This window comes from Microbispora triticiradicis (genome assembly GCF_005864065.1).
Lineage (GTDB): Bacteria > Actinomycetota > Actinomycetes > Streptosporangiales > Streptosporangiaceae > Microbispora > Microbispora triticiradicis.
Genome location: NZ_VANP01000012.1, coordinates 1 through 22,372, shown reverse-complemented (window position 1 = coordinate 22,372; position 22,372 = coordinate 1). Strand labels below are relative to the sequence as shown.

The 22,372-nt window shown below is 71.7% G+C and carries 14 protein-coding genes; 10 read left to right on the top strand and 4 right to left on the bottom strand.

The features are described 5' to 3' along the window. The first annotated feature begins 37 nt into the window (after window positions 1–37). Window positions 38–433: a hypothetical protein gene (locus tag FED44_RS26640; RefSeq protein WP_117408240.1), complete on the top strand. Its 396-nt coding sequence runs from the start codon at window positions 38–40 to the stop codon at window positions 431–433. Here the strand turns inward: FED44_RS26640 and FED44_RS26635 are convergent. Then, the gene (locus tag FED44_RS26635; protein WP_117408241.1) at window positions 430–1,461 is read right to left on the bottom strand and encodes a LacI family DNA-binding transcriptional regulator; all 1,032 of its coding nucleotides are present in this window, start codon (window positions 1,459–1,461) and stop codon (window positions 430–432) included. The genes FED44_RS26640 and FED44_RS26635 overlap by 4 nt on opposite strands. Window positions 1,462–1,657: 196 nt before the next feature. On the opposite strand from FED44_RS26635, the gene FED44_RS26630 reads away from it, so the two are divergent. From FED44_RS26630 to FED44_RS26615, 4 genes are all read left to right on the top strand, one after another. Next, the gene (locus FED44_RS26630) at window positions 1,658–2,947 is read left to right on the top strand and encodes a sugar ABC transporter substrate-binding protein (protein ID WP_117408242.1); all 1,290 of its coding nucleotides are present in this window, start codon (window positions 1,658–1,660) and stop codon (window positions 2,945–2,947) included. A 106-nt stretch (window positions 2,948–3,053) separates the two neighbouring features. Then, window positions 3,054–4,007, top strand: coding sequence for a carbohydrate ABC transporter permease (locus FED44_RS26625; protein ID WP_244302292.1), 954 nt, complete (start codon window positions 3,054–3,056; stop codon window positions 4,005–4,007). Further along, window positions 4,007–4,825, top strand: a complete 819-nt coding sequence (locus FED44_RS26620) for a carbohydrate ABC transporter permease (RefSeq protein WP_111700070.1) — start codon at window positions 4,007–4,009, stop codon at window positions 4,823–4,825. Before FED44_RS26625 ends, FED44_RS26620 begins: the two co-directional genes overlap by 1 nt. Before the next feature lie 56 nt (window positions 4,826–4,881). Continuing rightward, window positions 4,882–6,597: an amylo-alpha-1,6-glucosidase gene (locus tag FED44_RS26615; RefSeq protein WP_138462425.1), complete on the top strand. Its 1,716-nt coding sequence runs from the start codon at window positions 4,882–4,884 to the stop codon at window positions 6,595–6,597. 144 nt (window positions 6,598–6,741) lie between these two features. On the opposite strand, the gene FED44_RS37695 is transcribed toward FED44_RS26615, so the two are convergent. Next, window positions 6,742–9,108: a ricin-type beta-trefoil lectin domain protein gene (locus FED44_RS37695; RefSeq protein WP_244302291.1), complete on the bottom strand. Its 2,367-nt coding sequence runs from the start codon at window positions 9,106–9,108 to the stop codon at window positions 6,742–6,744. 469 nt (window positions 9,109–9,577) lie between these two features. Between FED44_RS37695 and FED44_RS26605 the strand changes: the two genes are divergently transcribed. Continuing rightward, the gene (locus FED44_RS26605; protein ID WP_138462423.1) at window positions 9,578–9,865 is read left to right on the top strand and encodes a hypothetical protein; all 288 of its coding nucleotides are present in this window, start codon (window positions 9,578–9,580) and stop codon (window positions 9,863–9,865) included. A 281-nt stretch (window positions 9,866–10,146) separates the two neighbouring features. Here the strand turns inward: FED44_RS26605 and FED44_RS26600 are convergent, their stop codons facing one another. Together FED44_RS26600 and FED44_RS26595 are read right to left on the bottom strand one after the other, a co-directional pair. Further along, window positions 10,147–10,923, bottom strand: coding sequence for a FadR/GntR family transcriptional regulator (locus FED44_RS26600; protein ID WP_167521599.1), 777 nt, complete (start codon window positions 10,921–10,923; stop codon window positions 10,147–10,149). Between the two features lie 660 nt (window positions 10,924–11,583). Beyond that, on the bottom strand, window positions 11,584–12,264 hold the full coding sequence (locus FED44_RS26595; RefSeq protein WP_111700066.1) for a 4'-phosphopantetheinyl transferase family protein: 681 nt from the start codon (window positions 12,262–12,264) through the stop codon (window positions 11,584–11,586). A 243-nt stretch (window positions 12,265–12,507) separates the two neighbouring features. Here FED44_RS26595 and FED44_RS26590 point away from each other — a divergent pair, with 243 nt between their 5' ends. The 4 genes from FED44_RS26590 to FED44_RS37690 form a co-directional block, all read left to right on the top strand. Next, on the top strand, window positions 12,508–13,029 hold the full coding sequence (locus FED44_RS26590; protein ID WP_111700065.1) for a flavin reductase family protein: 522 nt from the start codon (window positions 12,508–12,510) through the stop codon (window positions 13,027–13,029). A 934-nt stretch (window positions 13,030–13,963) separates the two neighbouring features. Next, window positions 13,964–14,383 (top strand): SRPBCC family protein, encoded by a 420-nt coding sequence (locus FED44_RS26585; protein ID WP_167521598.1) that lies wholly within the window; start codon window positions 13,964–13,966, stop codon window positions 14,381–14,383. Window positions 14,384–14,400: 17 nt separating this feature from the next. Continuing rightward, window positions 14,401–15,813 carry an NAD(P)/FAD-dependent oxidoreductase gene (locus FED44_RS26580; RefSeq protein WP_111700063.1) on the top strand — a complete coding sequence of 471 codons (1,413 nt, stop codon included), beginning with the start codon at window positions 14,401–14,403 and terminating at the stop codon, window positions 15,811–15,813. Between the two features lie 18 nt (window positions 15,814–15,831). After that, a partial coding sequence (locus FED44_RS37690; protein ID WP_138462421.1) for a type I polyketide synthase occupies window positions 15,832–22,372 on the top strand: 6,541 nt, incomplete at its 3' end.

The window sequence follows — 22,372 nt, the reverse complement described above, 5'->3', positions numbered from 1 at the left end:
CCCAGACACGGAAACGACGACTGTCCGGGAGAAGACCATGTCGAGACTGACCAGGACGATCACCTGCCTGGCGGCGGCCGCCGCCGTCGCCGGCACGATCACCGCCGCCCCCGCCGCTCACGCCGAACTCAAGCCGGGCGAATGGGCGGGGCTCTACCTCTACGACGACTCGTGGTACGAGGGAGAGCACCGCGTCTTCACGTACTCGAACGGCAGCATCGGGTTCTCCGACCGCGCGAGCTCGATCGTGAACAACAGCTGGCTCGCCTGGGTCGTCTACGACGACAGGGACTTCAGGGACCGCCGCTACTGCATCCGCCCGTGGGAGAAGGTGGACGTCCTCGGGGCGCCGCAGTGGAAGTTCAACGACAAGATCTCGTCGGTCCAGCTCCTCAACAGCTACAACTGCGACGGGTATCCGACCTTCTCCTAGACCTGGTCGTGCGGCTCCCGGAGGCGTACGGGGCCGGTCGTGCCGCGCAGGGAGATGGGCGGGGCGACGAGGAGATGACGGTGGGGGGTGGCGGGCTCGGCGATGCGCTGGATGAGCATCTCGACGGCGTGCGCGCCGAGCTCGTCGGCGGGCATGTCGGCGGCGGTGAGCGGCGGGTGCAGGCTCTCGGCCCACAGGCGCGCGGAGACGCCGGTGACGGAGAAGTCGCCGGGCACCGCCAGGCCCGCCCGCTCGATCGCGCGGTACATGCCGGGCATGGCGGCCTCGTTGATGGTCGCGATGGCGGTGAGACCGGGGTCCTCGGCGAGCAGCCGCTCGACGCAGGACTGCCCGGATCGGGCGTCGTCGGCGCAGCACACCTCCACGCCTTCCACCCCGCGTTCGGCCGCGGCGCGGGTGAAACCGGCCTGGGCCCGATGGGCGGGGCCGTATCCGGCGGCCACCAGCTCGGCGGACCTGTTCACCAGGGCGATCCGGCGGTGGCCGAGGTCGGCCAGGTGGTGTACGCAGCCGGAGATCAGGGTCTCGTAGTCGACGTCCACCCAGGACATCTCGTCGGGGCGGCTCGTGTGGCCGATGCCGACGAACGGCAGCCTGCTCCGCCGCAGGCGGGCGACCCGGTCGTCCTCCAGCCGTATCTCCATCAGGATGACGCCGTCCACCCGCCTGCCGCTGACCACCCGTTCGAACGAACGGTCGTGCTCCCCGCCGGACGGCGACAGCAGGACGTCGAGGTCGGCGCGGGCGGCGGCGTCGACGACGCTGGCGACGAACCCGAGCTGCAGGTCCGTCAGACGCCGGCTGGCCGGGGGGACGACCAGGCCGATGGTCCGGGTCCTGCCCTCCTTGAGCGCCTTGGCGGTGGCGTTGGGCTGGTAGCCCAGCTCGTCGATGACCGCCTGGATGCGGCGGCGGGTCTCCTCGGCCACCGGGCGTTTGCCGCTCAGGGCGTAGGAGACGGTGCTGCGCGCCACGCCCGACCTCCTGGCGATCTCCCCGATGTTCACCGGCGCCCCCTTTGATCCCACCAACCGCTGATCCGACCGACCGCGTCCATCCTAGGTCGAACCGATGAGCCTGCCACTCGGCGGGTGGATTCGGCGGTATCCATTGACGTCGGCGATATGTAGGCCTATGTTCATGCGAACCGATTCGATATCCAACGAAACAGCCGCGTAACGCGCGTCAGCGGAGGTTACGATCATGAGATCAGCGGCACCGGGCCGGCACGTGGCCGGTCTGGCTATTGCGGCCCTTGCGGTCGCCTCGGGGCTCGCGGGATGCTCCTCGTCCGGCGAGCCCGGCGACTCGACAGGTGCGGGCGCCCAGGCGTCCGGCAGCCAGGCCGCCGGCGGCGGGACGTACACGATCTGGGACCCCTACCCGCAGCATGACAAGAGCTCCGACTGGGTCAAGCTGCTGGAGACATGCGGCACCCAGGCGGGCGTCACGGTCGAGCGCACCGCGTACGACACCACCGACCTGACGAACAAGACGCTGCTCGCTGCGCAGCAGGGCAACGCGCCGGACGTGCTCATCGTCGACAACCCGGTGGTCTCCACGCTGGCCGAGGCCGGGGTCCTCACCAGCACCGAGGAGAACAAGCTCGACACCTCCACGATCGCGCCGAACCTGCTGGCGGCCGGGCAGAGCGGGGGCAAGACCTACGGCGTCCCGATCGGGGCCAACACCCTCGCGCTCTACTACAACAAGGGAGTGCTGAAGAAGGCCGGCGTGGACATCGGGTCGGTCAAGGACTGGGCGTCGCTGACCGCCGCCCTGGAGAAGGTCAAGGCCGCGGGCAAGAAGGGGATCACGTTCTCGGCGATCGGCACCGAGGAGGGCAGCTTCCAGTTCCTGCCCTGGTTCTGGGGTTCCGGCGCGCAGCTCACCAAGCTCGACTCACCCGAGGGCGTCTCGGCGGTCGCGCTGTGGACCGACTGGCTGAAGAAGGGATACGCCCCCAACTCGGTGATCAACAACACCCAGACCACGAGCTGGCAGGAGTTCGCCGGCGGCGACTTCGCCTTCGCCGAGAACGGCACCTGGCAGCTCGCCAACGCCGAGAAGGCCGGGTTCGAGTACGGCATCATCCCCGTTCCCTCGAAGGACGGCGGCACCGCGCCCGCCCCGACCGGCGGTGAGTTCGTGAGCATCCCGGTGCAGCAGGACACCGCCCGCTACGCCGTCTCCCAGAAGCTGGTGGCCTGCCTGACCAGCACGGACAACTCCCTGAGCACGACGACGACCCTGTCGTACATCGCGCCCACCGAGGAGGTGCAGGCCAAGCAGGTGGAGCAGAACGCGGGCCTGAAGGTGTGGGTGGACGCGGTCAAGGCGGCCAAGGGCCGCACCAGCGACGACCTCGGCACCAAGTATCCGAAGATCTCCGAGCCGATGTGGAACGCGGTGCAGGCCGCGCTGAGCGGCTCGAAGAGCCCGCAGCAGGCGATGGCCGACGCCCAGACCGCCGCGGCGAGCGCGACGCAGTAGCCGCGGGCCGCGGGGGTGATGGACAGGCCCCGGGGATCGGCGCCCCGGGGCCCCTTTCCGAGATCCTCTCGCGGCCTTCCGTCGGACGAAGGACAGCATGAATCACGTGACACAGGCGCCCGCGCCGCCCGCCGCCGCGCGCGCACCGGCCGCGGGGCGCGGCCGCCGGGCGATGGCGCGGCCCCCGTCCCGGCAGTGGGCGGCGTGGGCCTTCCTCGCTCCGGTCGTCGTCTACCTGGCGGTCTTCTACGCCTACCCGCTCTACCGCAACCTCGACCTGAGCCTGCGCGACTACACCGTGCGGTCGTTCGTACGGGGCGACGCGCCCTTCACCGGGACGGCCAACTACGCGAAGGTCGTGGCGGACCCGACGTTCGGGCCGGCGCTCTGGCACACGGTGGTGTTCACCGTGGTGTCGCTGGCCTTCCAGTTCACCATCGGGCTCGCCCTCGCGATGTTCTTCCACCGGAACTTCCGGTTGTCCGCGACGCTGCGGGCGCTGTTCCTGGTGCCGTGGCTGCTGCCGCTGATCGTGTCGTCCTCCACCTGGTCGTGGATGCTCAACAGCGACTCCGGCGTCGTCAACGCCGTCCTCGGCGCGTTCGGCGCGGCTCCGGTCCACTGGCTGACCTCGCCGGACTGGTCGCTGTGGTCGGTCGTCATCGCCAACATCTGGATCGGCATCCCGTTCAACCTGGTCGTGCTGTACTCCGGCCTGCAGGCCATCGACCCGGTGATCTACGAGGCGGCCGAACTGGACGGCGCGACGGGCGCGCAGCGGTTCTGGCGGGTGACGTTCCCGCTGCTGCGGCCGGTCTCGGCGATCACGCTGCTGCTCGGGCTGGTCTACACGCTCAAGGTGTTCGACATCATCTGGATCATGACCAGGGGCGGGCCGAGCGGGTCGTCCACCACGTTCGCGACCTGGTCCTACCGGCTGGGGTTCGGCAACCTGCTCCCTGCGTTCGGGCCCGGCGCCGCGGTCGGCAACCTGCTGATCGTCATGGCCCTGGTGTTCGGGCTGGTCTACATCCGTCTCCAGCGAAGGCAGGCCTTCTGATGAGGGGCTCCCGCGGTCCGGCGAAGACTGCGCTCGGGCTGGCGCTCACCGGCCTGATGCTGTTCCCGGTCTACTGGATGATCAACGTCTCCTTCACCCGCGACCAGGACATGCGCAAGTCGCCGCCGAACTGGTTCCCCGTCGACGGCACCCTGGAGGGCTACCGCGAGGTGCTCGACCGGCAGTTGCCGTACCTCGCGACCAGCCTGGTCGTGGGGCTCGGCACGGTGGCGCTGACCCTGCTGGTCGCGGCGCCCGCGGCGTACTCGCTGGCCAAGCTCCGCCCGCGCGGCGGCGGGGCGCTGACGTTCGCGCTGCTGATCGCGCAGATGATCCCCGGGATCATCATGGCGATGGGTTTCTACGCCATCTTCCTCAGCACCGGCCTGCTCAACACGCTCCCCGGACTGATCGTGGCCGACTCCACGCTGGCGGTGCCGTTCGCGGTGCTGGTGCTGACGACGTTCATGTCCGGGATCCCGGAGGAGCTGCTGCAGGCCGCCCGGGTGGACGGCGCGGGAGCGACCCGCACGTTCTGGTCGGTCGTGCTCCCGGTCAGCCGGAACGCCGTCATCACGGTCTCGCTGTTCGCGTTCCTGTGGGCCTGGTCGGACTTCGTCTTCGCCAGCACCCTCGACCAGGGCGGCGACCACCAGCCCATCACGCTCGGCATCTACCACTACATCGGCAACAACAACCAGCAGTGGAACGCCATCATGGCCACCGCCGTGATCGCCTCGATCCCCGCCACCGTGCTCCTCGTCGTCGCCCAGCGCTACGTCGCCGCCGGAGTCACCGCCGGCGCGGTGAAGCACTGATCCGGCCCTCCTCGCCGGCAGCCGGCTCTCCTCAGGACAGAAGGGACATCGTCTTCATGACCGTCGCCGCAGGCCCGGTGTTCTCCCCGCAAGAGATCCCGTTCAGCTTCCGCGGATCCTGGTTCGGCTTCTCACCGGTGATCGGGGAGAAGAACTACGCGCGGGACGTCCATCTCGTGTCGCACCAGACCGGCATGCACCCGATCCTGCGGCTGGTGCCGGCCCTGGCGGGCGACCGCGCCGAGACCGTGGTCACCGCCGCGCCGCACCTGCTCACCTGGGCCTGCGACACCGGCCGGATCGACCTCGCGTACGAGAACCCCGACACCGTACGGCTGCGCGGGCACGGTCTCGGGCTGCACCTGCAGGCGGCCGACCCGGTCCTGACCCCGTTCAGCGGTCCGTACTTCTACCAGGATCCCTGCGACGGCTCGTGGGTCTTCACGGTCTACCAGACCGGGCGCCGTTACCGGATCACCCTGCTGGCCGGGCGGGCCGAGCCGGCGGGCGCGCAGGCGCTCGGCACGGCCGAGCGCGGCGTCGTGCTGCCCGGCGACGGCGAGCCGTGGGAGATCGCCGTCGAGGAGTACGAGACCGCCCGCGCCCCCTACGCCGCCGTGAGCGACTTCGACGAGGTGGTCGCGGCGGCCCGGGCCGATTTCGACGCGTTCGCCGAGGCGGTGGCGCCCTGGCGGAGCGACCGCACTCCCGCCGCGGAGCTCGCGGCGTACGTCCTGTGGTCGGCGACGGTGCGCCCGGCCGGGTTCGTCACGCGCTCCGCCGTGCTGATGTCCAAGCACTGGATGGACAAGGTCTGGAGCTGGGACCACTGCTTCAACGCCATCGCCCTCGCCGACGGCCTGCCGGAGCTGGCGTGGGACCAGTTCCGGGTGCCCTTCGACCACCAGGACGCCACTGGCGCGCTGCCCGACTCCGTCACCCACTCCGAAATCCTCTACAACTTCGTCAAGCCGCCCATCCACGGCTGGGCGCTGCGCCGTCTGCCGGAGCGGGCGGAGTCGCTGGAGACGTACCGGCTGCTGGAGCGGTGGACCCGGTTCTGGCTGACGAAGCGGCGCGCGCCGGGCCGCCCGCTCGCGCACTACCAGCACGGCAACGACAGCGGCTGGGACAACGCCACCACCTTCGACCCCGAGCGCGTCGTCGAGACCGCCGACCTGGCCGCGTTCCTGGTCCTGCAGATGCGCGAGCTGGCCCGGCTCGCGGACCGGCTCGGCCGTACGGACGAGGCGGCGGCCTGGAGCCGGGAGGCCGACCGGATGCGCGAGGCGCTGCTCGCGGAGCTGTGGGACGGCGAGCGGTTCGTCGCCAGGGGCGCACTGTCGGGACGCACCTGGTCCAGCTCCAGCCTGCTCGACCTGATGCCGATCGTGCTCGGCGACGAGCTGCCGGAACCCGTCCGCGCGGCGCTCGCCGCCGGTATCGAGACCCACCTGACCGAGTTCGGGCTCGCCACCGAGCCGCCCGCCTCGCCGCACTACCAGGACGACGGCTACTGGCGCGGCCCGATCTGGGCGCCCTCGACCGTGCTGATCGAGGACGGCCTGCGCCGCGCCGGGTACGCGGAGCAGGCCGACGAGATCAGCGCCCGTTTCCGGATGCTGTGCGAGAAGTCGGGGTTCGCGGAGAACTTCGACGCCCGCAGCGGCGCCGGTCTCCGCGACCGCGCCTACACCTGGACGGCCAGCGCCTATCTCATCCTCGCCGCCGCCTGCGAGCGCCGGGAGGGGGCGACGCCGGACACGCCCTGACGGCACGTCTCTCGTCGAAACGCTTCGACCTGCGGAGGCGCGGTCCAGGAGAGGCCGGGCCCCCGCCCGGAGCACGGCCGGGCGGGGGAGCGGGGACCGGCCGGGCCCAGGCGGCGGACCGCCGGGGCGAGCGACCGGGCAGGGTCAGTTACGGCTCCACTGCTGGTTGCTTCCGCCGTTGCAGGACCACACGATGACCTTCGTGCCGTTGGCGGTTCCGGCGCCGTTGGCGTCCAGGCACAGCCCGGACTGGACGCCGGTGACGGTGCCGTCGGCGTTGAGGTTCCACTGCTGGGAGGCCCCGCCGGAGCAGCCGTTGATGACGACCGCGGCGCCGTTGGTGGTGCCGGCTTCGAGGCACTTGCTGCCGTACACCTGGAGCTGCTTGCCGGAGGTGTAGGTCCACTGCTGGTTCGTGCCGCCGTTGCAGTCCCACAGCGCCACCTGGGTGCCGTTGGTCTGCGACTGGTTCGGCACGTCCACGCACCGGCCGCTCGCCAGGCCGCGCAGCAGGTTGCCGTTGCCGGTTCCGCCGCCCTGGCCCGGGGTGATCGTGAGGTTGTCGAACTGCGCGGTCTCGGTCGTGCTGGTGCCCACGCCGATCTGGCCCGCGCCCCAGGTGCCGTCGGTGACCGAGCCCACCTGCGTCCCGTCGATGCTCGCGGTGATCGTGCTGCCGGAGAAGGTCAGGCCCAGGGTGTGCCAGCGGCCGGTGCCGAGCCCGGCGACGTTCCCGCTGCGGACCGTCGTCATCGCGTTGTCGACATTGTTGCGGATGATCTGCCAGGCGCCGCCGTCGGTCACCCGCAGGTAGTAGGCGTTGAGTCCCTCGGGACCGAAGGAGTGCTGGGCGCCGGCCCGGCCGATGACCTCGACGTAGCCGCTCTGCTCCAGCATCACATCGGTGGAGACGGTGTAGTTGCTCCAGCCCAGGTCACCGAGCAGGGCGTACGGGTGGGAGCCGCCGGTCCACAGGATCGGCTGGCGCGGGGCCATCTGGCGCACGCACCGGCCGGACCGTCCGCCGCCGCAGCCCACGACCTCGAACGAGCCCTGCATGTCCATGAGGTACTTCGCCTCCCGGCCCACGGCGTAGGAGTCGAAGGTGTCGGAGTACGGCAGGGCCATCGAGCCCCGGGCCGGGCTGGTCGCGGTGCCCTTGCCCTGTCCGGTCGTGGTGGTGATCGAGTACACGTACCCCGGCTGGACGGTCAGGGAGTAGTTGCCGCCGGACGGGGTGAGGTCGCCGGTGTGGACGAAGTAGTCGGCGGAGTTGCCGGAGTTGAGGTTGGTCGCCCACACGTGCACCTGGCCGGTGGACAGGCCGCCGGTGACGCTGAAGTTCAGCGTCTGGGCGGAGGTGGCGTCCATCGTCTCGATGATCGTGCTGTAGTCGGTGTTGTTCGTCGACTTCAGCGACACGTAGCTGCCGTTGTTGCGATTGCCGCCGATGTAGCCGCTGGAGGAGTCGAGGTACTTCCAGCCGGGGGCGGTGAACTGGGTGGTCTGCGCCATCGCCCAGGCGTTCTTGCCGACGGCGTAGTAACCGGACCAGGGCTGCGGCGCCACCGCCACGCCCATCGTGGCGAAGGGCAGGTTGGGGGTGATCGCGGCGATCACTGGCCAGTTGATGTACGCGGTCATCTTGCCGTCGATGTAGTCGCGGTTGATGCCGCGGGCCAGCGCCTTGGCCCCGTCGTTGTAGTCGTCGGAGCCGTTCTCGCTGGCCCACAGCGCCTTGCCGGAGTTGATCGCGTTGGTGGAACTGGGACAGTTCTGCTGGGCGCCGCGGTAGCCGCAGACGTAGTGCGATCCGTACACGTCGACCGCGTTGCGGAAGGCGCTGTTGTTCACCGCGTCGTCGGCCATGCCCCAGCCGAAGTTGTCATCGGCGATGATCTTCACATTGCTGTAGCCGCGGGAGTCCAGGGCCGAGTTGAGGTTGATGTACCAGTTCGTGTCGCGGCCCTTCTCGTTCCAGCCGCCCAGGTAGTCGATGGTCAGCCCGTGGCTGTTCTTCGCGCAGCCCAGCCAGTCGACCAGGTAGTTGATCGTGTCCTGCGACCAGAAGTTGCCGTTGCCGAGCCAGCCGGGGGCGCCCCAGGCGAGGCCCACCAGCTTGATGTTGGGGTTGCGGGCCTTGGCCTGCTCCATCAGCCACCACTCGTAGCCGCGGTTGCAGTCGATGTCGCCGGAGGTGTGCCGGTGGCTCGGCTCGGCGCCGTCGGTGGAGTTGGTGTCACCGCCGATCTCGACCTTGAGGATCTGCATCGAGGCGCCGTACCCGGGCTTGAACAGGTAGTCGAGGATCTGGCTGCGCTGCGGCTCGGGGTAGTCGACGAGCAGGCGGCTGTTGCCCCCGCCGCCGCTGATCGCGCCGACGCCGTCGAACGTACGGCCGCCGGAACCGCCGTTGATCGTGATCCCGACGGCCGCGTGTGCCGGGGCGACGGCCACCAGGGACATCGCGACCGCCAGGAGCGCGACGACGACACTCACGACGCCGCGCACCGGATTCTCTTTTCGCCGGCTCATTAGGTGGTCCTTCCTCATTGGCTCGCAATGTTAGCGTTAACAATGACTGCCATAGGGCAGTCGACGCTTGCGGCCACCGCGGGGAGGTCCGGGGGGCTCCCGGGCCCGGCGTGATGGTCGGACCGCGAGGCGGGGCCCGGAGAGGGCCGGCCTCGGAGGTCTGGGTACCAGTTATCAGCGGAACATAACGGTCCGTCAAGCCCCAAGTTTCACACTCGTCATCGGACCCTTGACCCGCTGCTCGCCCGGCCGCTGTCCCGGTTCGTCGCGGATGAATGTTTCATACCGATCGGCTCCGGCGGAGACCTGACCAGCCCCAGGGGGAGCGCATGGGCGGTGTCCGGAGGCCGGGAGAAGCACCGGAAAGGCCCGAGTGCGGGCTCTTGACGGGCTTCCCGGTGTCGGATTCGCTCGGCCACTACGTTCGCACGAGAGGAGTGGTCGGATGTCCAGATCTCTGGCGGCGCTGGTTCTGGCCGGGGGCGCGGTGACCGTCGTCCCGACCGCGGCCGAGGCCTCCACCAGCCAGTTCGGAGGGATCGACCGGATGGGGCGACTGCCCGCCCAGGCGGCGCAAGCGGTGCTGAAACGGGTGACCCGGCCGCAGAGCGCCTGGGGTGTGGGCGACGGGGGCGGCGCCTATGTGTGGATCCGCAACGCGAGCACCGACCTGTGCGCCGGCAGCGGCAGCGCCAGCCGGCAGTGGAAGATCGTCCCGGCGGGTGGACCATGATCCCTCGCCGGTGAAACTTTCACGGGGCGCTCTCCGGGCGGGGCGATCTTCGCTCCATAAGGGCAGGTGGGGTCGCGCGGGCGAGGGGACCGCCCGTGCCGTCTACTTGACGGGCTCCGGACACGTGGTATTTGCTCTGCCTCACACCACCACCGTCACGACGAGTTGCCAGGACGAAGAGTCGGACTCCGCGACTCAGTCGTGCGACGCACCGGAGCGCCTATGGAGCAACCCCGTGCCGACCGGTCCGCCCTGAACCGCGTCGCCTGTATCCGCCCCGCTCACCCAGACCTGCCCGTGCTGACCGCCGGGCCGGGCCGGTCGGCCGGGGAGAAGAGGCGATGCTGGATCTCTCTGCGGTAGTCGTCCAGGGTGTTGTCGATGTGCGTGGCGGCGGCGTGGGCCGCGGCCGCCGGATCTCCGGCGCAGATGGCCTGGTAGATGGCGTCGTGTTCCTCGACGGCCTTGGCGGTGTGCCCGCCGACCGAGCCGCGCAGCCCGATCATGTTGGACTGGACCTGCAGCCGCCGCGCCTCGCGTACGGCGATCTGGAGGAACATGTTGTGTGAGGCCGTGGCGATGGCGGTGTGGAAGGCGTCGTCGCCCTCGTTGAACAGGTCCTCGCGTCCGGTCTCGAAGCCGTGGCGGCACACGGCGGCGGCCTCCTCGACGGCTCTGAGCTCGGCGGGGGTGGCGCGGCGGGCGGCCAGCCGGCTGGTCTCCATCTCCTGGGCGCGCCGGAACTCGAACAGCATGTAGACGTGGTCGAGGTCGGTGGGAAGGAAGAACGACGCCAGCCGCCCGGCGCCGAGCATTCCCTCGTCGTCGGCGACGTACAGGCCCCGGCCCTTCTGGGCGCGCACCCGGCCGAGCGCCGACAGGATCTTCACCGCCTCGCGCACGACGGTGCGGCTGGTGCCCAGCTGCCCGGCCAGGTCGTTCTCCGTCGGCATGCGGTCACCCGGACGCAGGCCAAGCCGGGCGATCAACTCCAGCACCTGCTCCGCGGCCACCTCGTAGCCCGGCCGGTATCCGCCCTCGCGCGGGGTGTCGGTCACGGCGCTCCCTCCTTGTGATCGCTGGTAGAAGCATGACTCATTTCCTCGGGCGGGACACGCGGAGGGTTGGCGGGCGCGCGCGTTGAGTGCCGCGAAGCGGGAATCGGCGAGCACAGAAGTGGTGCCGGCGACGCCTCAGGAGTGAGTCATTCATCCGAGCACTGCGGCACGGCGGGGTGGGCCGGTTCTCCTCCCGGAACCGGGCGGCCCGCACCGTGTCGGCGGCGATCACACGAACGGGCGCGCGGGCGCGCGGCCGGTCAACCCCGCCGGCCGGCCAACCCCGCCCCGCCATACCTACCGTGATGTCTGTCGCGATGGTCGCCGTGCTGTTCGCCGTGATGGCTGCGGGCCGAAGGGGGCCGCCCCGACCGGGCGCACATGACCGGGCGCACATGACCGCGGTGTCCGCACGCCGTCTTCCCGTGTGCCGCGACAGGCTTCCCGTGTGTCGCGACAGGCCCGCTGACCGGCGGGGGACCGGCGCGAGGTCACCCCGCCGCGCGTGCCGAGGCCGCGTGGGCGGCCCGAAACCGGAGCAGACCGCGGCTCAACGGGTCTGGCTCAGTGGATCCGGCTCAGTGGATCCGGCTCAGTGGGCCCGGCTGAGTGACCTGGTTCGGTGGCCCGGTTGAGTGGACCTGGCTCAGCGGGAGTGGCTCAGCGGGACTGGGCGGGCACGACGATGGCGGCCAGCAGCAGGCCGTTGGTGGCGACCCAGCGACCGGAGAAGCCGGTGAGCTGCGCCCCCGAGACGTACGGTCCCTTCACCTTCAGCGCGGCGGTGAAGCGGCCGTTGTCGGGATCGATGGTCACCATCGCGTCCTCGAAGTCGAGCCAGCGCTTCGTCAGCGGGAACCACGCCTTGTAGACCGCTTCCTTGGCCGAGAACAGCAGCCTGTCCCACGCGACTCCGGGATGCTTGCGGGCCAGCTTCTGCAGGGCCAGGCGTTCCTCGGGCAGGGAGATCGCTTCGAGCACGCCGTTCGTCAGGGCGTCGTCGGGTTCGGCGTCGATGCCGAGGGTGACGACCTCGCCGCGAGGCGCGAGGACGGCCCCCCGGTAGCCGGCGCAGTGCGTGATGCTGCCGACCAGGCCCGCCGGCCACTTGGGCTCGCCCTGATCACCCCGCAGGATGGGCTGCTCGGGGACGCCGAGCAGTTTCATCGCCCGGCGCGCGCAGATGCGCGCGGTGGTGAATTCGTTGCGGCGCTTGTCCACGGATCGGCTCACGGCCTTCTCCTCCGCCGCGAAGAGCATCCCGTCGTGGGCGTCGTGAAAGGTGTCGACCGCCACCACTTCGGGCGGCAGGATGCTCCTGATCGCCGCAGGTTCGTTCATGGTGCCAGTTAAGCGGGCCGGCGCCGCGGGAGAAAGCGTCGGAGGCCGATCTCGGGGCAGAGCGGGCGCATCTGCAGGGTCCGGCAGGGGTGATCCCGGTAGGGGTTGTCGGTCCGCCTGATCGTCGCCATCGTTGCCGCCGTGGGCTCCCCGCAGGCCGTCGGCGACCGAATAACGGTCGGTGTTAGGGGTCGGCAGGGGATGTGCCCGGCGATGGCGTGATGTGAAACTCAAATCGTGACAATGCAAGTGGAATCACTTATAGACGCAGGCGCCTTTCGCCAGGCGATGGCGGAACTCGTGGCACCGCTCACAATCGTCACGACAGTGGACGAGAATGGGCGTCGCTGGGGTTTCACTGCCAGTTCCGTCACTTCTGGGTCCCTTGAGCCGCCGCTGCTTCTGGTCGGTGTGGACCGCCGATCGAGTTGCCACGAGGCCATCACCTCCTGCCGGGAGTTCGTGGTGAACGTCCTCGGCGAGCAGCACCGCGACCTCGCGAGGACCTTCGCCACCCACGGCGTCGACCGCTTCGCGGGCGGCGAGCTGGGCTTCTGGCCCGACTCCGACCTGCCCTGCCTGCTCGACGCGAAGGCGGCCTTCCGCTGCGTGTCGAGCGGCACCCTCGCGGTGGGGGACCACGACCTGCTGGTCGGGTCGATGGTCGCGACGCGACTGAACGTCGGCGGCACGCCGCTGCTGTGGTACCAGCGTGACTTCGCCCTGCCGGCCAGGGAGGCCGGCGTGGTACGCGAACCGGTGTGAGTCACCGGCCTTCCGTCCCCACACCCGTCCCCACACCCGGTGTCGCACCCGTCACCAGGCACCCCACCTAGGACGTCACCAGGCACGTCACCAGGGGTGCCGCCAGGCACGTCATGCGGCTCGGCATCAGGTACGTCACCGGGCTCGGCGCCACCGTGGCGTGACCCGCACGCGCCGTGACCCGCGCCGTGACCGCCCGGCCACGGCCACCAGGGCGGCCGGCGTCCCGGCGTCCTGAACGACGGCCGCGCGCACCGCGACCACGCTCGCGCCGGGCGTACGCGAGAACCGGCCGCACACACGACGGTCCCAGGTGCGAGGGCCGCGTGGAGCGGCATGCGGACGAGAGCCGCGCGGATGAGGATCACGCCCGTGACGGGACCCCGCGCGAGTCGCGCATGCGCCGCGCGCGAGCACCGCGACGTACGGACCGCGACGTACGGACCGCGACGTACGGACCGCGGCGTACGGACCGCGGCGTACAGACTGCGGCGCACGACCGCGGTGTACGGACCGCGGCGCGACGGCCCCGCGGAGGAGAGCGCCCCGGTTGGGGTGCCCCGGTTCTGGCGTCCCGGGGGTGGCGCTCCGGCCGGCCGCCCCGCGTGTGAGCCGGCGGCTCACGGAGCTGCCCGGCCGCCCCCGCCCGGCGTCAGGCGCGAGGCGACGAGCGGCCGGCGATGAATATCGCGTACGCGCCCACTATTAGCCCCATTTGCGGGCGATTTCACCCTGTTGCCACTCAGGGCGTTTCCCCTTGAAAAGGGCAATAGACCCCTATCCCTGCTAAGCCAATGATAGGGGGCGAATCCTCTGGCGGTTCGGGGTTGCATCCCGATTCAATGAATCAGCAAATGAGCGTTCGCCGCCGTGGTCGACGGCCAGCTCACCCGAAGAACCCTGATGAGTGAAGAGGTACCTCATGCTGAGCCTTATGGAGTCAGCCACCATCACCGGCGACATCGCCTCAGTCTGGGAGACCGTGTCGGACCCGGCCTCGTGGGCGAGCTGGGACCCGCACGTCGACGTGTCGCGCTTCGAGGGCGACTTCGTGCCGGGCGCGGAGGGCTGGACCAAGCCGCGCGGCGCCCCCGGAGGCCCGTTCAAGGTCGTCGCGGTGATCCCCGGCAAGGAGTACTCGACCGAGTCGCCGATGCCCGGCGGGGCCATGGCGATCACCAACACCTATGAGCAGATCGGCGCCGGCCAGGTCAGGGTGACCCGCCGGGTCCAGCTGACCGGCTGGTTCACGCCGGTCTTCAAGCTGTTCTGGGCCAAGGGCATGGCACGCGACATGCACCACACCTTCGCGGCGCTGGAGCAGGAGGCCCAGCGCCGAGCGGCGAGCGTCTGAAACCGGGGAGAGCGACGATGACCCACGCGGCGATCATCGGCGGTGGGATGGCCGGGATGCTGGCGGCGACTGCGATCGCCCGCCACGTCGACCGGGTCACCATCATCGAGAGCGACACGTTTCCCACCTCGCCCGCTCAGCGGCGCGGGCTTCCCCAGGGCCACCACAACCACATGCTGTTCGGCGGCGGGGCGATGGCGCTGGACACGCTGCTGCCCAAGACGACCGACCTGCTCTACGCGCACGGGGCGCATCACCTGCGGATCGGCGAGCGGATGGCGATGCTGTCCCCGCAGGGCTGGAGCCGGCGCTTCGACGGCGACCCCTTCGTCGTCACCTGCAGCCGCCCGCTGCTCGACCACGTCGTACGCCGCCAGGCGCTCAGCTATCACCGGATCACCCTCATCCAATCGGCCAAGGTCGTCGGGCTGACCGGTGACGCCTCCCGGGTCACCGGCGTACGGGTCGAGCGTGACGGCGGACCGGCGGAGACGATCGAGGCGGACCTCGTCGTCGACGCGGCCGGCCGCCGTTCCGACTCGCCCCGCTGGCTCACCGACCTGGGCCTGCCCGAGGTCGCCGAGGACACGCTGGACGCCGGCTTCGCGTACGCGGGACGGTCGTTCCTGGCGCCGCCGTCCGCCGGCGACGACTTCCCGGGCATCCTGATCCAGGCCGACAACAGCACCGGAGAGCCGGGCCGAGGCGCCGCGCTGCTCCCCAACGAGGACGGCCGCTGGATCGTCGCGCTGATCGGCACCAGGGGCGCGCACCCGCCCACCGACGAGGAGGGCTGGCTCGAGTTCGCCCGCAGCATGCGGAGCCCGATCATCGCGGACCTGCTCGCGGGCGCGACGCCGCTCGGCGAGATCCGGGCCTACCGCGGCCTGGCCAACCGGCGCAGGCACTTCGAGCGGATCGTCCCGGAGGGCTTCGTCGTGCTCGGCGACGCGGCGATGACGCTCAACCCCAACTACGCCACCGGGATGTCGATCTCGGCCTTCGGCGCGCTCGCGCTGCGGGAGGAAGTGGAGCGTACGGGGTTCACCGACGGCCTGGCCCGGCGGGCGCAGCAGCGTATCGCGAAGGCCGGCGAGCCCTGGTGGGAGGTCGCGATCGGGCAGGACCGGTGGTTCCCCAACGTGCGCACCAACCTGACCCTCCGCGGCGGCCCATCGCAGCTCAAGATGGCCGCCCGCTGGGGCCGCGTGGTCACCGAGCACCCCGCCATGGCCCGTGCGACCTACAGCGCGGCGTCCTTGGTGATCACCCCCAAGAAGATGATGACGTTGCCGCTGCTGGTGGCGATGATGCGTGGACCGAAGCTGCCGCCGCTGACCGCCGACGAGGCGATCGCGCAGTATCCCGGCTTCTCCGGCGTCCTCGACGCCGCGCCCGCTGATTCGGCCGTTTCCCAGACCACGGCATAGGGACCTCGCGGAGAAGAAATGGGCAACGAGGAGAGGCTGCTCGAATACCTCAGGCGGACCACCGCCGACCTGCGGGAGGCCAAGAGACGGCTCGCCGAGCTGGAACACCGGTCCTCCGGTGAACCCATCGCGATCGTCGGGATGGCGTGCCGCTACCCGCACGGGGTGTCCTCGCCGGAGGACCTGTGGAACCTGGTCGTCGACGAGGTCGACGCGACGTCGGCGTTCCCCGCCGACCGCGGCTGGCCGGAGGACCTGTACGACCCGGAACCCGGCAAACCCGGCAAGGCGTACACCCGTGAGGGTGCGTTCCTGTACGACGCGGGGGACTTCGACGCGGCCTTCTTCGGCATCTCGCCCCGTGAGGCCCTGGCGATGGACCCCCAGCAGCGGCTGCTGCTGGAGACCACCTGGGAGGCGTTCGAACGCGCCGGCATCGACCCGGGGACGCTGAAGGGCAGCGCCACGGGCGTGTTCACCGGGATGATGTACCACGACTACGCCGACGCGCAGGGCACCGGTTCCGTCGCCTCGGGCCGCGTGTCCTACATCTTCGGCTTCGAGGGCCCCTGTGTGACGGTGGACACGGCCTGCTCCTCGTCCCTCGTCGCGGTGCACCTCGCCGCGCAGTCCCTGCGCGCGGGGGAGAGCACGCTGGCCCTCGCCTCCGGCGTGTGCCTGATGGCGAGCCCGGACGCCTTCGTCGAGTTCAGCAAGCAGCGGGCGCTCTCCCCGGACGGCCGGTGCCGGTCGTACGCGGCGGCCGCGGACGGGACCGGCTGGGGCGAGGGCTGCGGCGTGCTGCTGCTGGAGCGGCTGTCGGACGCGCGTGCGAACGGCCACCCCGTGCTGGCCGTGCTGCGCGCGACGGCGACGAACCAGGACGGCGCGAGCAGCGGGCTGACCGCGCCCAACGGGCCGTCGCAGCAGCGGCTCATCCGCCGCGCGCTGGAGCACGCCGGGCTGTCGCCGGCGGACGTGGACGTGGTCGAGGGCCACGGCACCGGCACCAAGCTCGGTGACCCCATCGAGGCCCAGGCGATCATCGCGACGTACGGCCAGAACCGCCCGGACGACCGGCCGCTGTGGCTGGGCTCCCTCAAGTCGAACCTGGGGCACACCCAGTCGGCGGCCGGCGTGGGCGGGGTCATCAAGATGGTGCAGGCGATCCGGCACGGGCTGATGCCCAGGACCCTGCACGTGGACGCGCCGACGCCGAACGTGGACTGGTCGGCGGGCAACGTCCGGCTGCTGACCGAGGCCACGCCCTGGCCCGAGGTCGACCGGCCGCGGCGTGCCGCGGTGTCGTCGTTCGGCGTCAGCGGCACCAACGCCCACGTGATCATCGAACAGGCGGCCGACTCCCCGGCCGCTTCCCATAGCGAGACCCCGGGAGAGGTCACGGGCGAGTCCCCGTCGGATTCCCCGGCGGAGGCCGGCGCGTCCCCGGTGACGTCGTGGATCCTGTCGGCCAAGAGCCCGGAGGCGCTGCGCGCCCAGGCCGGGCAGCTCCGGTCCCACCTGAACGTCCGCCCGGAGCTGGAGGCGGCGGACGTCGCGCACTCGCTCGCGACGGCCCGCGCCCGCTTCGAGCACCGGGCCGTCGTCCTCGGCGGCGACCGGGACGAACTGGTCGCGGGGCTGGCGGCGCTCGCCGCCGGCCAGAACGACGCCAAGGTCGTCACCGGTGTCGCGCCGGTGACGCGCCGTCCCGTCTTCGTCTTCCCCGGTCAGGGGTCGCAGTGGGCGGGGATGGCGGCGGACCTGATCGACCAGGCGCCCGCGTTCGCCGACCGGATGGCGGCCTGCGCGCGGGCGCTGGAGCCGTTCGTCGACTGGGACCTGTTCGCCGTGCTGCGGCGCGAGCCCGGGGCGCCGGGCTTCGACCGGGTGGACGTCGTGCAGCCCGTGCTGTGGGCCGTCATGGTGTCGCTGGCCGAGCTGTGGCGGGCCAACGGGGTGGTCCCGGAGGCCGTCGTCGGCCACTCGCAGGGCGAGATCGCCGCGGCCGTCGTGGCGGGCGCGCTGTCCCTGGAGGACGGCGCGCGGGTGGTCGCCCTGCGCAGCCGGCTGATCGGCGAGCAGCTCGCCGGACAGGGCGGCATGATGTCCGTCCCGCTCGGCGCGGAGGCCGCCACCGCCCGCATCGAGCGCTGGGGCGGCCGGCTGTGCCTGGCCGCGGTCAACGGCCCCGGCTCCGTGGTGGTCTGCGGAGACCCCGAGGCGCTGGCCGAACTGTTCGCCGAACTGACCGGCGAGGGCCTGCGGGCCAAGAACATCCCGGTCGACTACGCGTCCCACTCCCAGTACGTCGAGGCCATCCGCGAGAGCCTCATCGAGATCCTCGCCCCGGTGACCCCCCGGCCCGCGTCGGTCGCGTTCTACTCCACGGTGACCGGCGACCTCGCCGACACCACCGCCTTCGGCGCGGAGTACTGGTACACCAACCTCCGCGAGACCGTACGGTTCGACGAGGCCACCCGGGCGCTGCTGCGGGACGGATTCGACCTCTGGGTCGAGTGCAGCCCGCACCCCGTGCTGCGGCACGGCGTTGAGGCGACCTTCGAGGCCGAGGAGGCCGACGCCGCGGTGGTCGGGTCGCTGCTCCGCGACCAGGGCGACCTCACCCGGTTCCTGACCTCCCTCGCGAACGCGCACGTCTGCGGGGCGAAGGTCGACTGGACCGCCGGACGGCCCGCCGCGCGCGTGGTCGACCTGCCGACGTACGCCTTCCAGCGCGAGCGCTACTGGCAGAACCCCGAGTCGGCCGTCGAGGTGACCGCGCTGGGCCAGGAGCCGATCGACCACCCGCTGCTGCGCGCCGCCGTCACCCTCGCCGACGGCGACGGGCACCTGTTCACCGGCCGCGTCTCGCTGCGCACCCACCCCTGGCTGGCCGACCACGACGCGCTCGGCACGGTGCTCATGCCGGGCACCGGCTTCGTCGACCTGGCGCTGATCGCGGGCCAGCAGGCCGGCTGCCCGGTGCTCGAAGAGCTGACCATCCAGGCGCCGCTGATCCTGGCGGACGACGAGAACGTGCTGGTGCAGGTCGTCGTCGGGCCCGCCGACGAGTCCGGCGCCCGCCCGGTCGCCGTGCACTCGCGCCGGGACGACGACCCCGACGGGCCGTGGACGTGTCACGCGTCCGGCGCGCTGCGGGACCGTGCCGCGACACCGTCCGATGCCGGTCTGGCGACCTGGCCGCCGCGTGACGCGACCGCGATCGCGCTCGACGGCGCGTACGACCGGCTCCTTGAGCGCGGGTACGCCTACGGCCCGGTGTTCCAGGGCCTGCGGGCGGCCTGGCGGCGGGGCGACGAGCTGTTCGCCGAGGTGAGGCTCCCCGAGGAGGCCCACGGCGACGCCGAGCGGTTCGCGGTGCACCCGGCCGCCCTGGACGCCGCTCTCCACACGGCCCTGGTGACCGGGTCGGGCGACACTGTCCTGCCGTTCGCCTGGACCGACGTCACGCTGCACGCGGTCGGCGCCACCGAACTGCGGGTGCGGCTCACTCCGGAGGGGCCGGACGCGGTGCGGCTGGAGGCGGCCGACGCCGCGGGCCGCCCGGTGCTGACCGTGGCGGGGCTGGTCAGCCGGCCGGTCTCCGCCGAGCAACTGGCCCCGGCGGCGGAGACGAAGGCGCTCTCGCCGTACCGGATCGTCTGGCGGCCGGTCTCCGCGCCCGCGGAGGGCCCGGCGGAGAGCATTGAGGTCGCCGTCTATCACTGCCCCGTCCCGGCAGGCGATGCCGTGCCGGGCGAGGTGCGGGATATCGTTCGGCAGGTGCTCGGCGCGCTGCGTGACCGGCTCGCCGACGAGCGGGCCGCGACCGGCCCGCTGGTGCTGGTCACCCGGGGGGCCGTCGCCGTGGACGGCGGCCCGGTCGAGCTGACCCAGGCGCCCGTGTGGGGCCTGGTCCGGGCGGCCCAGGCGGAGAACCCCGGCGCGTTCGTGCTGGTCGACGCCGACGAATCCGATGTCACCCCGGAGACGCTGGCCCGCGCCGCCGCCACCGGCGAGCCCGAGCTCGCGCTGCGCGGCGGCGAACTCCTCGTGCCACGCCTGGCGCTCGTCCCCGAGACGGACGGCGTCCCCGGTTCCTCGCTCGCCCCGGCCGGCGCTGCGCAGAACGGCGCGGCGCTCGACGCTGCGGTGCCCGGCGGTGCCGCGTCCGGCGGTCGGGTGCTCGACCCGGACGGCACGGTGCTGATCACGGGTGGCACCGGTGGCCTGGGCGGGCGCGTCGCGCGGCACCTGGTCACCGCGTACGGCGTGCGCCGCCTGGTGCTGACCAGCCGCCGGGGCGTCGCCGCGCCCGGTGCCGCGGAGCTTCGCGAGGAGCTGATCGGCCTGGGAGCGGACGTCACCATCGCGGCCTGCGACGTCGCCGACCGGGCCGCGCTCGCCGCCGTCATCGACGCGATCCCGGCCGGGCACCCGCTCACCGGCGTCGTGCACACCGCGGGCGTGCTCGCCGACGGGGTGCTCGCCACTCTCACGCCGGACGACTTCGAAGCCGTGCTGCGGCCCAAGGCGGACGCCGCCTGGCACCTGCACGAGCTGACCGAGCACCTCGACCTGGCCGTCTTCGCCCTGTTCTCCTCGGTCGCCGGCACCATCGGCGCCGCCGGACAGGCCAACTACGCCACGGCGAACGCGTTCCTCGACGCGCTCGCCGCCCACCGGCGCGCCTCGGGCCTGTCGGCGACCTCGATGGCCTGGGGCCCGTGGACCGGGGTCGGCATGGCCGACGCGCTCGACGACCAGCACGCGCGGAGACTGCGCCGCGACGGGCTTCCGCCGCTCACTCCCGAGCAGGGCCTGATCCTGTTCGACGCCGCGCTCGCCGCCGGGGACGCCCACCTCGCCCTGGTCCGCCTGGACCCGGCCGGGCTCCGCGCCCAGGCGTCCGCCGACGCGCTCCCCACCGTGCTCGGCGATCTGGTACGGCGGCCGCCGCGCCGGGCCTCGCGCGACTCGGGAACGGCCGACGGCTCGCTCGCCGACCGGCTGGCCGGTCTCGGGCCCGACGAGGTCACCCGTACGCTGCTCGACCTGGTGCGGACCTGCGTCGCGGACGTGCTCCGGCACTCGTCGGCTGACGCGATCGAGCCGGACCGGGCCTTCAAGGAGCTGGGCTTCGACTCGCTGACGGCGCTGGAGATGCGCAACCGGCTCAACGCGGCCACCGGCCTCCGGCTCCCCGCCACGATGATCTTCGACTATCCGACGAGCCGCGCCGCGGCGAACCGCCTGGCCGAGCTGCTCGCCCCGGCGGCCACGTCCGCCTCCGTCCCGGTGCCCGCGTCGGCGGTCACGCCGGGTGCGGACGAGCCGATCGCGATCATCGGCATGGCCTGCCGGTACCCGGGCGGGGTGGCCTCGCCCGAGGACCTGTGGCGGCTGGTCGCCGACGGCGTGGACGCGATCTCCGAGTTCCCCGCCGACCGCGGCTGGGACGTCGACGCGCTGTACGACCCCGAGCGCGGCGCGCCGGGCAAGGTGTACGCGCGGGGCGGCGGCTTCCTGTACGAGGGAGCCGAGTTCGACGCCGGGTTCTTCGGGATCTCGCCGAACGAGGCGCTGACGATGGACCCGCAGCAGCGGTTGCTGCTGGAGACCTCGTGGGAGGCGATCGAGCGGGCCGGCATCGACCCGGATACGTTGCGGGGCTCGGCGACCGGGGTGTTCGCCGGGATGATGTACCACGACTACGCCGCGAACAGCAGCACCGGATCCATCGCCTCGGGCCGGGTGTCGTACGTGTTCGGGTTCGAGGGCCCGTCGGTCACGATCGACACCGCGTGCTCGTCCTCGCTGGTGGCGCTGCACCTGGCGGTCCAGTCGGTGCGGTCGGGGGAGTGCTCCCTCGCCCTGGCCGGCGGGGTGACGCTGATGGCCACCCCGGAGATGCTGGTCGACTTCAGCGAGCAGCAGGGCCTGTCGCCCGACGGCCGCTGCCGCGCGTACGGCGCGGGCGCGGACGGCACCTCACTCGGTGAAGGCGTCGGCGTGCTGCTGGTGGAGCGGTTGTCGGACGCCCGGCGGCTCGGGCACCGGGTGCTCGCGGTGGTGCGGGGCTCGGCGGTGAACCAGGACGGCGCGTCGAATGGTCTGACGGCGCCGAACGGTCCGTCGCAGGAGCGGGTGATCCGCCAGGCCCTGGCGAACGCCAGGTTGTCGGTGCGGGACGTCGATGCGGTGGAGGGTCACGGCACGGGGACGACGCTGGGTGACCCGATCGAGGCGCAGGCGGTGCTTGCGACTTATGGTCAGGATCGGCCGGAGGAGCGGCCGTTGTGGCTGGGGTCGCTGAAGTCGAACATCGGGCACGCGCAGGCGGCGGCCGGTGTCGGCGGGGTCATCAAGATGGTGCAGGCGATCCGGCACGGGGTGCTGCCCAAGACGCTGCACGTGGACGAGCCGTCTCCGCACATCGAGTGGTCGGCCGGCCACGTGCGGCTGCTGACCGAGGCGATGCCGTGGCCGGAGGTGGACCGCCCCCGCCGCGCGGGTGTGTCGTCGTTCGGCATCAGCGGCACCAACGCCCACGTCA